The sequence below is a fragment of the Mycobacterium sp. EPa45 genome (assembly GCF_001021385.1).
Taxonomy (GTDB): Bacteria; Actinomycetota; Actinomycetes; order Mycobacteriales; family Mycobacteriaceae; genus Mycobacterium.
The window spans coordinates 1,269,713-1,281,925 of sequence record NZ_CP011773.1 but is presented as its reverse complement, the minus strand read 5'-3'; the positions used below and the strand labels follow the sequence as shown (position 1 = coordinate 1,281,925).

The window sequence follows — 12,213 nt, the reverse complement described above, 5'->3', positions numbered from 1 at the left end:
ACCGGCGAACGAGCCAAATCATCGCTCACCGGGACAGGAAGGTGGCGTCTCCCCTGGGGGCCGTCGCTACCAGACGCGGATCCAGTCGACGAGCATCGCAGCTGGGAAGTTACCCAGAGCGGGATCACCGCCACCGGGTCCGCCAACCGCGAGGGTGAACATCGGCGCCATCCAATAACCGGGGTTATTGAACGGCCAACGGAGGTCCGTCGGGTTGCCGTGCACCGGGATTGGCTTCGGTGGCACCGTGAAGTAGGGCTTTGCGCCGTCGACGTAATCGCGCCAGAACTTGAAACCGTCGGCGTCCCAGCGCATTCGCCAGTTGTGCCAGGCGCCGTCGACCAGCCCGGCAATGGACTTGCTTTCCCACGTCTTGCCGTTCGATGCGGCGTGGACGGTGGTTCCCGGCGCCCAGCTGCGGTTGCCGTAGAACTCGACGATGTCGACCTCGCCGTCGGGCAGCGGGTCTTCGTTGACGGTCCAGAACGCCGGCCAGGCTCCCGAGGTCAAGCAGTCGAGCTTGACCCGCGCTTCCCAGGTGTGGCCCATGGGGACCCGCCAGTTCCCGCGTACCTTGCCGCTGAAGTATTGATCGTCTTCTCTGGTGGCCAGGAGCACCAGATTGGAATTTCCGTCGAGGAAGACATTGCGGCGGTCGTCGCGGTACTGGCTCTCGACCGGCGGCCAGACGTCGTCCTGCCAGTTCTGGATCGACCAGTTGGCCGGATTGGGGGCCGACCCCGACGGTCCGTCGAAATCGTCCTGGAATAGGTAGGGCGCCTCCGCGTGGGCGCTTGGGAGCGGGATTGCGGCGGCCAGCAGGCCCAGCCCCGACATCAACATCATGCTTCGGCGATCCAATTCGGGCACGGCTCGACCATAAAGCAGGGACCGCCCGAAGGCGCGGAATTGATCAGCCGAAGGTGTCCGGTCTCACGACCAATCGGCCCGGCGCACCCGCCAGCCCGGGCAACGCCGCAGCTAGAGGGCTTTCCGGCCGCGACACTGACGCAACGGCCGAACGACGCGCCGAAGCACTAGGGTTGGCAGTGAAAGGTCGCGTGTCTCTGGCGCGGGAGCCATCATCGGTCGACCGATGGCCCCAACCGCGGGACTGGCGCTGCTGACAGTGCAGATGCCCATGGCGAACTCGGGCGTCGTGACATCAAAAACCCTGTCGCGCAGCGGCTTGACCACATTTTTGACGCTGTCGTCATAACCCCGGACTGCGGTCCCTGGCATACTCGGTCGCCGCTGCTGACACTTCCGCGACGATCGCCGCCGCCCCGCTTGCTAGGCCGCGGGTTTCAGATAGGTAACGAGGTTGACGTCGCAGTACTCGTCGGTGAACATCCCCCGGCAACCCCGGAGGTACTTCATGTAGCGGTCATAGACTTCTTCGGACTGGATCTCGATTGCCTTGTCCCGGTTGGCTTCCAGTGCGTCACCCCAAATACCGAGGGTCTTGATGTAGTGCGGCCGCAACGACAGCACCTCGGGGACGGTGAATCCGGCCGCCTCGCCCCGCTCTTGCATCATGGTGGCCGTCGGAATGCGGCCGCCCGGAAAGATCTCGGTGAGGATGAACTTGACGAACCGCAGGCCTTCGAACGTGATGGGCTTGCCGCGCTCGGCCATGTCGTACGGGTGGTAGCTGGTGGTGCTCTGGATCGTCATCCGCCCGTCGTCCGGCAAGATGTTGAAGCAGTTCTTGAAATAGTGGTCGTAGCGCTCGAAGCCGAAGTGCTCGAAAGCCTCGATCGACACGATGCGGTCGACGGGTTCACTGAACTCTTCCCAGCCGTGCAGCTGGACGTCATACGTACGCTCGGAATCGACCGTCTCGAGGAGCTTCGTAGTGTGCGCGTGCTGGTTTTTCGACAACGTGAGCCCGACGACGTTGACGTCGTACTTCTCCATCGCCCGTTTCATGGTGGCGCCCCACCCGCAGCCGATGTCGAGCAGCGTCATACCCGGGCTCAGGTCGAGCTTGTCGAGGTTCAGATCGATCTTCGCGATCTGGGCCTCTTCGAGGGACAGGTCCGCGGGTTCGAAGTAGGCGCAGCTGTACGTCCGCGACGGATCCTGGAACAGGCCGAAGAAGTCATCGGACAAATCGTAGTGAGCTTGGATGTCCTCGAAATGAGGCCGCATCGTTGAAGTGGAGTTGTTGTCGGGCATGCTGCGTCTGCCCTCCCGTCTGAGGGATGCGTGAAGCGAATCACTGTGAGTGGTGGCTCGCACCCTACGCGGTAGAAGTCGGTCCGTCGGTTATTTCGCTGACGGCGCCGTTTCGGAGAGCTTCTCGACTGCGCACGCTACGCGCCGACGAGCTCCGGATGGAACGTGGCTGCCATGCGGCGCATTCCGTCACGCCAGTCGACGGTCGTTGCCCCGATGAGCTCGTGCATCTTGGTGACGTCCAACGGATTTCCACGCAGCGTCTGATCGGTCTCCTCGAACACCGGTTCCTTGCCGACAAGCGATCCGAGGTAGGTGCACCACTCCTGGAGGCTGACGTATTGGTCACCTCCCCAGTTGACGGTGGTCACCGGAACCGACGCCACCTCAAGCAGTTTCGGGATCATCGCGATGATGTCGTCCTCGTGTATCGGGTTGTAGACGGCGGAGCCGCCCGGCGGGACGGGTATCGGCATGCCGCCCAGCATCATGTCCAAGTGGAACAGCGGCCAGCCGCCGTTGTCGCCGTAGGGGACGTTGAGGCGCGCGATGGTGGCCGGCACTCCCAGCGCACGCGCCATGGTTGCGACGACGACTTCACCGGCGATCTTGGTGATGGAGTACGTGGGCAGCAGGGGTTTGTGGTTGTCGCCGTAAACGCTGCGCTCGGTGCGTAGTTCGTCGTCCGGCGGATCGTAGACGGCCCCGGATGAACAGTGCAGGAACGCTTTCGCGCTTCGACAGTGCGCCATGAGCAGGCCCGCCGATTCTGCGTTGGCTGCGATGTCTTTGTCCCAGCGACCGCTCTTGGCCACCGCCAGGTTCAGGACGTAGTCGAAGTCGGACGGGAGCCCGGTGAAATCTCCGGCAGCCATGTTGACGGCCTCGCACCGGACGCCGGCCTTCTCGAGGCGGTTCCGCGCGGCCGAATCGGTAAAGCGGGCGATGCCCCATACCTCGTTGTCGGCCGCCAGGGCGATGGCGACAGGAGTGGCGACTTGGCCGCTTGCTCCGGTGATCAAGATCTTGGATCCGCGCATCGGCTGATGGTAGGCAGCCGAACGGGCCCTGGACGGATTTGTCCCAGTGCCCGGGTTGTCGGCTCCTGGGCGACCGATCTCATCCTTGCAGAACGCTGAGCAGTCGCTCAAACTGAGTCCGTGCAGCCCCAGGGCAGGTCGGCACCTATCTGAACAGGAGCAATTATGGGCAAGCTCGACGACAAGGTCGCTTTCATTTCCGGTGCCGCCCGGGGACAGGGGCGCGCGCACGCGGTGCGGCTTGCGGAGGAGGGCGCCGACATCATCGCGATCGACGTGTGCGCGCAATACCCCACCGTGGTCTACAAGATGTCGGAGCCAGAAGATCTGAACGAGACCGTGCGACAGGTCGAGTCCCTCGGCCGGCGCATTGTGGCGCACGAGGCCGATGTCGTGGATTTCCCGGCGCTTCAGAAAGCGTTCGATGACGGGGCGGCCGCACTCGGCGGCGTCGACATTGTAGTCGCCAACGCCGGGATCGGCCCCGGCGGCCAAAGTACCGACGAAGAGCAGTGGGACGACGTGGTGAACGTCAACATGAAAGGCGTCTGGAACACCGTGCGCGTCGCCGTCCCGACGATGCTCACGCAGGATCGAGGCGGATCGATCATCCTGACCAGTTCGACCGGTGGACTCATCGGCACCCCCGTCGTTTCGGGCGGGATGCTCGGGTATACCGCTGCCAAGCACGGCGTCATCGGCATCATGCGTACCTACGCCAATTACCTTGCACCGCACTATATTCGCGTCAACAGCGTCGCGCCGACGACCGTTGCGACACCGATGGCCAACAACGGCGATCTCAGCATGCTCAAGAAGTACGAGCCGGCCATGGCGCGCGCGTTGGAGAACGCGATCCCCGTGGACTATGTCGAAGCGCGCGACGTCGCCAATGCGGTCGCGTGGCTTGCCTCCGACGACGCTCGCTACGTCACCGGCACGGTCGTACCGGTTGATGCCGGGCTGCTCAACAAGGTCTGACAGAGCCAGAGCGCCAGCCGACCCCTCGCCATGAAGGGCCGGCTGGCGCTGAGAGGCTGAACTTACTTGCTGGCCTTCGCGGACCTGGCGGACTTGCCCGAGCCTTTCTTGCCGGCACTGGCCTTCGAATCGCTCCCGCCGGTGGCCGACGATCCCGCCTTGGTGTCGCTCGACGACGAGTCGGAACCGCCGGTGGCCGAACCGGAAGGGGTGGCCTTGGTGCCGGTCGTCGTGGAACCGGTGCTGCCGGTTGCGGATTCGGTCGCTTCAGCATCGGCCGCATCGGTGGACTCAGCGGCGCTCTCCGACGCAGCCTTGGTGACACCCTTGGCGGTCGACGCCGTGCCGGTAGCCTCCGGGGCTGCGGTGGACAGGGTGACCGTCTTGGCGGCGGTGGGCACCGTCGCCGCGGCGCTGGTGATCGCTGCCGTAGGAGGCGGGGTGGCCCCGATGGCTTGGGCGATGACGTCCCGCAGCGCGATCAGGCTGGAGATCGGTCCGCTGGCCAGGAACCCCAGCGAGGGGTCGTACGGCGTCAGGAGGCCCGGGGCATTGATGAATCCGCCGAGGATCGTGCCCGAACCGTTGAGGAAACCGTCGACCAGATTCGCGGGGAGGTTCACCAGAGTGTTGGCGACGGCGCCCGGGTCGCGGGCGACCACTCCGTCGTACACATCTTGCGTTGCCTGAACCACGACGTTGATCGTCGACACCAGCGGATACGTGATGGGCAGGATCACCTGGAACACCGCCTCGGGCAGCGTGGCGAATGCCTTGGCGAAGTTGTTCACCGTGCTGACGAGGGGCCTCGTCAGATCGGACACGGCCGTAACGCCCGCCAGCACAAGCGGAATCACGACTTGGTCGTTGATGGTGCTGACGGCGCCCTTGATGTTGCCGCTCTGGAGCTGGTTGCGAGCGGTATCGACCACACCGGGGATGCTGTCGACGATCTGCTTGACGACCGCCGAATTGGAATCAAACGCCGCCTGCAACGCCTTCAATGCGGCCATCTGGTTGACGACGATCTGGCTGAGGATCGGCGCGGGACTCGCGGCGATCTGCTGGCCGAGCGCACTGAGATTTGCTGCAGACTTCTGGAAAACCTGGATCCAGTTCTGGATGGGGTCCACCGCGGCGCTGAGCTCAACGCTGACCGATGACGCGGCTCGCTGCATCGCCTGGGCGCCGGGCATCGGCGGTGCCAGCGGCGAAATCGCGATGACACTCGCTCCCACGAGCGCAACACCAGCGGTGGCGTACGGACGAACAGCAGCGTTCATGACTCTCCTTTGACCAAAGTTGCCCCCTGAGCACAAGAACGTACCGCACCTTACTCGCCAGTAAGAAGCGGTTCCGGAAACTTTTGTTCTGCCGGGAAGCAGCCCAGATAGCTGGGGTGCACCCCGGCTGCAGGAACTGAATGCGCTGTTCAGGTCGCTATTGACTGGTTCGCGACATTGCCCGGGGGTGAACAGCTGGGGAGGATCAGCTACCATTTCCTACTCGTTATCTTACCCGCGGGTAAGATAAACAGTTTGCTGAAACTGTCATCTAGGTTACTTTTTAGTAGCATAACCGGGCTTATGTAAACCTTGAGCAATTTGCGCGGCCTTCGACGTCCCGGCGGCCGCCGCAACCGCCGCCGCGGCGGCCGGCGCCAAGCGCGGACCTGCGCGTCCTCCGGATCCCCGACATCCCACTGTCATCGCAATGAATGGATCTTCGAGTTTGCTGAGTGGTCGAAAATTTGTGGGCCTCCGGCGCCGTCGCTCGCGCGCCCCCAGCGGAACGACATTGAGCCGGATTTCTGAACAGTTTCGACGACGACCGCGCGTTGGCTGCCTGCACAACGCGCGATCACGCATCGGTAGACGGAGCCAAGGGATGAACGCCCGGGATCTGCGGGTGCCGCCGACCGCTCGACTTCCTGCGGCACTCCTCTTCGCACCTGGCGGGCGCCGTGGGGCAATGCCCGGAGCCCAGGACGCGATCTCCAACTCCGAAAGCGGACTCCGGACAGACTCTTTCGGCTCCTCGAGATGCTACGGCGATGGGCACAACGCCGAAGATCTGCCGACTCCCCATGTGCGGTCCGCTGGACTTACCAGGGCTGGAGTCTGATCTACCCGTAGTAAACCGACACCAGATCCAATCCTATTAGGCCGGTGCGACTCGAACTCACCACGGCAGATTTCAAGAGCGGGAGTGGGCGTTCCTTCGAGCGAAATGCTCTGACCGACATCAGGATCCGTCATCGGCCAGGACCGATGTCACCACGATGTCACGCTCGCCGTAAACGCCTCGATGACACTGCGAGCCAGCCCCACGGCCCGAGTCAAGAGCCGCCGGCGTGGACCACGGGGACCCTCCCGGTGACCGAGGCACGTTTGGCACCGCACCCTTCACGAGCTGGCGAAGAGTTGCATCTAGTGGGCATCGTTGCATACTGCGCGCCGAAAAGACTGGTGCGGAATTCCGGCATCCGGCATCCTCGTCATAGGGCCGGAACAAGGGGGGCGGGGCCATGGATCCACACTATTCAGCGAACGACTTCGGGGTCGACATCGGCGCGGGAGTACTGCCCGTGATGACCCACCATTACGACGACGAGAACTTCGGCGGCCTCTGGGCTCATCCGCCCGAACGAATTCTGACCTTCAGCGACAGCACGTTTGCGGCGCCGTTCGTCTATCACGGCGGCCCCGTCGGCGGTGTCGGTACGCCGATACGCCTCATCTTCTGGGGTCAGTGGTGGCTCGACGCCGGCCAGTCCCAACGCGACCTCGTCATTTCACGAACGCAGGCGATGTTGGCAAGTCCCTACTTCGACCAACTCGATCAGTACTACATCGCGAAGCCACCGGTGTGGGGTGGCGACGCAAAGGTCGTCACCGACCCCGAGCCACCAGGAGCGGTCAGCGCGAATGACGCGGAAGACGCTGTGCTGGACTTGGTCGACAACCTGATCGACGACGGCGAATACGGTGACCCCGACGATGGACCACGGATCGGCTTCATCGTCTGCATGCCGCCGGGATTTCAATGCACCAGGGCTGACGGTGCACACAAGTACGACTACGACTGGGACTTTCCGTTCGACACCGACAATTACTGGGCGGGTTGGTGTCGTTACTACGATGCGGCCACCGAAGATGTCGAGGTCATGATGCAGACGATCGCGCACGAGATCGTCGAAATGATCACTGACCCCGAACTGGACGGCTGGCATACCGACCTCGAGAGCGACGCCACGGGCGGGGAGATCGCCGATATCGCCCTATCCGCTGACGGCTCGGGAGGGCAAACATGGCAATCAGCCTGGGTTAACGGCGTCAACGTGCAGGCATACTGGTCGAACCGCCACAACGCCACCGTCATCCCTGTCGACGACGACTACGGCGCCCGGATCACGGGGAGCACAGCCGAGCAGGCACGCACGCTAACCGACGAAGGTGTCTTCGTTCCGGACGCGTCAGACAGTGCCGCATGCAGTGCCTCGCTTCGGGAGTGCTGCTTCGACGATCGCGAATATTCATGGGCGGTGTACGACGTCACCGCGGCTGTACGCATGGAGGTGGTGACCGAGCGTTATCGCGAACCGCTGTGTAGCTGGACCGTCAACGGTACATACATCGCGGGAAACGACTACCTGACCGTCGACGTGGATTACGAGCAATTCGTTGGGCGAGAGACGGTTTCATACCATGGGCCAATCGATATCCATTGCAACGCTTATGGGCGGAACTTGGACATCACCGTGAGCGGCTCATCAGCCAACTTCGATCTGGACATCGTGTGCACGGTCACTGAGGGCGCGATCACCGGCAACTCGACTTCGCAGCTTGCGGCAACAGCCCGGGTGACCGCAGGTGTGATCGCAACGGTGCTGGAGGTCGAGCAGGCCTACATCGACAAGAAGTCCGCCTGCTACACGGCAATGCTGAAGAAGTACAGGGAGCAGTACATCCTCACGGGCAGGAAATGGCGCCAACGAGGGATCAACTACGACGACATCGGAACCCTGGTGCTGCCCGGCTATGCGAAGTTCACTCAATCTCAGCTGGCGCGCCAGGCCGCCAAGCTTGCCGCGGCCGCCCACGCGCTGCTCGACCAGGACCAAGCTCAAGTCTTTGTCGACAACCTCGTCGCTGGAATCCCGGCACTAGCCGGAGCGATGAATCGTCGGAGTCAACTGATGGTGGCCAAACGCGCCACCGCGCAACGGTTTGTGTGATCGAGCGACGGGTTACCCGGTCTCTTCTTTGACTACTCACTCTCACGTCACCGACACCCATTCCCGAATGTTCGTCCGCTACGTTTCGCGTTGCCTGCTAAGGCAATTCGTGCGCGGCTATACGTAACCGTTCGCGGGTGCCTGGCGTGGGTTGTGCCAACGTTGTGACAACTAACATGGCGCTCCGTTGGGCCGGGCGGTCGGGGACGACTTACGAAAAGGCCGCCATGTGTGGCCCTACGCGGAGGAGCTATCCGACGAACGGCCCGACCTGGTCTCGGCATTACCCGATGCCGCCAATGCGATGCCACCAATAGCAGCCAGGCCGAACGTGGCGAGGGCGGTCCTACCTCGACGAATCCTCAACCGGAGTCGTCTCTCTCGTGTGCCAGCAGCGGAATGCAGTAGCACACTACTCATTTCGTTAGCCGCCATCCGCCGCTATCTTCAGTTCGTCGCGGTGAATCAAATACGACCTTGGGGGGCTTCAGCACCCTATGCCTGCCCGTACCAGTAGCCGGCTTCGTCTCTCATCTGGGCGCATTTGGCGTTCGACAGATGGGTCGGCGTAGTACCGCGTAGCGATGACAATGATCTCCCCGGCATCGAAAGAGTTGAGCCCGAAGTCCCTCTGGTTGTTGTTGCGGACGTTGTTGAACGTCAGGCACGTGGGACTGCGCTTGATCAAGGTGGCGAGATAGTGGCCGACGCTGATGGCAGCGGCTGGGTTGGGGTACGGGATCGGCTTGTCGGGTTGTCGCTGACAACAAAGTCGGCCGTGGTCGAGTGCGGCCAGAAGTCGCGGTCGACCTGTGAGTACGGGCTGGCGGCCACGCGAGGCGCACACCCAATGAAACTCAGCAGCACGAGGGCTGCGAGTAGCGCGATGGCTGCTTGGTGGAAGCAAGACCACTGACGCGCTGGCATAGACACCCCTCTTCGCCGAGCGAATTCCAATAACCGAAGCGCCAGCGCACCCCATTCTGCGCCGCGATTCTTGTTCGATGGGACGCGTCTCAAATGACGAGTTTCGGGAGTCCCAAGAGTTCGTCGCGATTGTGGCGTTGAGCAGGGCTTTGTGTGACATTCTGTGCAGGTGTCCGCCGGGGTGCTGCCTTCGGGGGTGGTGACGTTCTTGTTCACCGATGTGGAGGGCTCGACCCGTCGGTGGGAGAACGACGCGACGGCGATGCGGGCGGCGCTGGCCGCTCACGACCAGGTGCTGCGCCACGCCGTCGAGGAGCACGGGGGGTGGGCGTTCAAGCACACCGGTGATGGGGTGTGCGCCGTCTTCACCTCACCCAGGGCAGCTGTCGCGGCTGCGGTCGCCGCGCAGCGGGACCTCGAACTGCCGGTTCGGATGGGCATCGCGACCGGAGAAGCTGAACTGCGCGACGGTGACTATTTCGGGGCGGTCCTCAATCGGGCGGCGCGCGTGATGGCCGCCGGACACGGCGGTCAGATCCTGCTCGACGGCCTCACGCGGGGTTTGGTGCGTGGGCTGGATCTGCTCGACCTGGGGCCGAGGTGGCTGCGGGACATCACCGACCCGGTGCAGGTGTTCCAAGTTTCTGCCCCCGGCCTGCGCACCGAGTTCCCGCCCCTTGCCACCCAAGATCCGACGTCGGGCAACCTGCGGGTCCCGGCCACCAGCCTGATCGGGCGCGACGCCGAAATCGGGGAGCTAGCTGCCGTGGTGCGGGAGCACCGGGTGGTGACGTTGACCGGGGTCGGCGGAGTCGGCAAGACCCGCCTGGCGCTGGGGGTCGCCGCCCACCTGGCTGAGGAGTTTCCCGACGGGGTGTGGGTGTTCGAACTCGCCAGTGTCACCGATGCCGCCGCCGTCCCGGATGCGGTGGCTGCCGTTCTTGGGATCACCCAGCAGCCCGGCAAGAGCGTGGTGGAGAGCGTGGCCGACGCGCTGGAAGGACGGGTCCGGCTATTGGTGTTCGACAACTGCGAACACGTGTTGGATGCCGCCGCCGATCTGATCGAGGCGATCCTGGCGCAGTCGGCGACGATGAGGATTCTGGCCACTAGCCGCGAGGGGCTCGGGGCCGCCGATGAGCAGCTGTGGCCGGTGCCCTCGCTGGACGTCGAGGCCGGAACGGACTCGGCGGCCGTGCGATTGTTCGCCGAACGGGCAAACAGCGTGGCCCCACAGTTCTCGCTGAGCATGCCGGAGGAGGCGGATGCGGTGCTGACCATATGTCGTCGCCTCGATGGACTGCCGTTGGCCATTGAGTTGGCGGCCTCGCGGATGGCGTCGATGAGTGCCCGCGAGGTTCGGGATCGTCTCGATGATCGGTTCCGGTTGCTGGTCGGATCGCGGCGCAGCATGTCACGCCATCAGACGCTGCGACATGCGGTCGCTTGGTCTTATGACCTGCTCGAGGACGCCGAAAAATCGCTCTTGACATGTTGTTCGGTATTCACCGGCGGCTTTGACCTCGAAAGCGCGTGCGCGGTGTCAGAATCTGGGGACGACTATGCGGTCTTGGATCACCTCGACGTCCTGGTCCGCAAGTCGCTAATCGTGGCCGACCGTTCCTCGGGCCACACCCGCTACTCCATGCTGGAGACGATCCGCCAGTTCGCCGAAGATCAGCTCGTAGCCAGCGGCGAGGCTACCGAGGCACGAACAAGGCACGCCCGCTACTTCGCCGGACGCGAACCCGACATCCTTGCCCTGTGGGACAGCCCCCGCCAGCGAAAAGCCTACGACTGGTTCACCATTGAACTGGCCAACCTCCGCACCGCGTTTCGGTGGGCCGCCGACCAGGGCGACCTCGACACCGCTACCGCCATCACCACCTACACGATGCTCGTCGGTGCCCTGCTCGCCAATTATGAGCCGTTGACGTGGGGCGAGGAGCTGATTGAGCCTGCGCGCGCCGTCGCTCATCCCAGGCTGGCGAACCTGTATTTGAATGTGGCGCAGTGTTATTGGACGGGACGCATCGAGGAAGCTATCCGCTACGCCGACGCAGGTCAGGCCGTGGTCAGTACCGGCCACTTCGAGGTGCTGTTCGGCCTTGAGGGCACACTCGGAACAGTATTCTCGATTGTTGGCCAGCACGAACGAAACGTCGAGTGGTGTCGTTCCCAGCTCGCACGCGGCCGCGACACCCATACACTGATCAGGTCGATGCTCGTCATCGCACTGACCACGGCCGGGGACGTCGAGGAGGCGCGGGTCGCCGCGAATGGGCTTATCGAGGCCGCTGAGGCCACCCGGAACCCATGGGCGCTCGCGAATGCGCTTTATACCTACGGCTACGCCTTCGGCGATTCTGATCCACCGGCGGCGCTCGAAGCCGCGCGTCGAGGCCTGGTGATCGCACACGACAGCGGGAACCGGTTGACCGAATCGCTGCTATCCACCACTTTGTCTCGGCTCGAAGCCGAGCACGACGACCCACTCGCAGCGCTCGATCACATCACGGTGGCCGTGAGCAATTTCTACAATTCCGGCAACATCGCCTACATACATTTCGCCCTAGCAACTCTCGCGCTATTCCTAGACCGCCTCGGACGCCTCGAACCAGCAGCCACCATTGCCGGTTTCGCACTAAGTCCCTACACTGCATCGGCATTCCCTCAATTCAGCACCGTAATTGCCCACCTCCGCGAAGTCCTCGGTGAGCAGACCTATGGATTACTCGCCCGCAAGGGCGAGACGATGACGACCGCCGCCGTGGTGACCTACGCATACGACCAGATCGACCGGGCTCGCGCAGAGCTGAAGGCTGTCCCGGAATAGACGCCATACGA

The 12,213-nt window shown here is 63.4% G+C and carries 7 protein-coding genes; 3 read left to right on the top strand and 4 right to left on the bottom strand.

Annotated elements, in window-relative coordinates; translation table 11 throughout:
• Positions 1-66 precede the first annotated feature (66 nt).
• The 3 genes from AB431_RS05920 to AB431_RS05910 all read right to left on the bottom strand — a co-directional run bounded on the left by AB431_RS05920 (position 67) and on the right by AB431_RS05910 (position 3,221).
• On the bottom strand, positions 67-861 hold the full coding sequence (locus AB431_RS05920; protein ID WP_047333124.1) for a family 16 glycosylhydrolase: 795 nt from the start codon (positions 859-861) through the stop codon (positions 67-69).
• A gap of 432 nt (positions 862-1,293) precedes the next feature.
• Positions 1,294-2,181 carry a cyclopropane mycolic acid synthase family methyltransferase gene (locus AB431_RS05915; protein WP_047329151.1) on the bottom strand — a complete coding sequence of 296 codons (888 nt, stop codon included), beginning with the start codon at positions 2,179-2,181 and terminating at the stop codon, positions 1,294-1,296.
• Positions 2,182-2,318: 137 nt separating this feature from the next.
• Positions 2,319-3,221, bottom strand: a complete 903-nt coding sequence (locus AB431_RS05910; protein ID WP_047329150.1) for an NAD(P)-dependent oxidoreductase — start codon at positions 3,219-3,221, stop codon at positions 2,319-2,321.
• 165 nt (positions 3,222-3,386) lie between these two features.
• Here AB431_RS05910 and AB431_RS05905 point away from each other — a divergent pair, with 165 nt between their 5' ends.
• On the top strand, positions 3,387-4,202 hold the full coding sequence (locus tag AB431_RS05905) for a mycofactocin-coupled SDR family oxidoreductase (protein ID WP_047329149.1): 816 nt from the start codon (positions 3,387-3,389) through the stop codon (positions 4,200-4,202).
• Between the two features lie 62 nt (positions 4,203-4,264).
• Here AB431_RS05905 and AB431_RS05900 read toward each other — a convergent pair whose 3' ends face one another.
• A complete protein-coding gene (locus AB431_RS05900; RefSeq protein WP_047329148.1) occupies positions 4,265-5,485 on the bottom strand; it encodes a hypothetical protein in 1,221 nt (406 codons plus the stop codon).
• A gap of 1,244 nt (positions 5,486-6,729) precedes the next feature.
• Between AB431_RS05900 and AB431_RS05895 the strand changes: the two genes are divergently transcribed.
• Both AB431_RS05895 and AB431_RS05890 read left to right on the top strand, forming a co-directional pair.
• A complete protein-coding gene (locus AB431_RS05895; RefSeq protein WP_047329147.1) occupies positions 6,730-8,439 on the top strand; it encodes a hypothetical protein in 1,710 nt (569 codons plus the stop codon).
• A 1,090-nt stretch (positions 8,440-9,529) separates the two neighbouring features.
• Entirely contained in the window at positions 9,530-12,202 is a 2,673-nt protein-coding gene (locus AB431_RS05890) for an NB-ARC domain-containing protein (RefSeq protein ID WP_047329146.1), read from the top strand.
• Positions 12,203-12,213 lie beyond the last annotated feature (11 nt).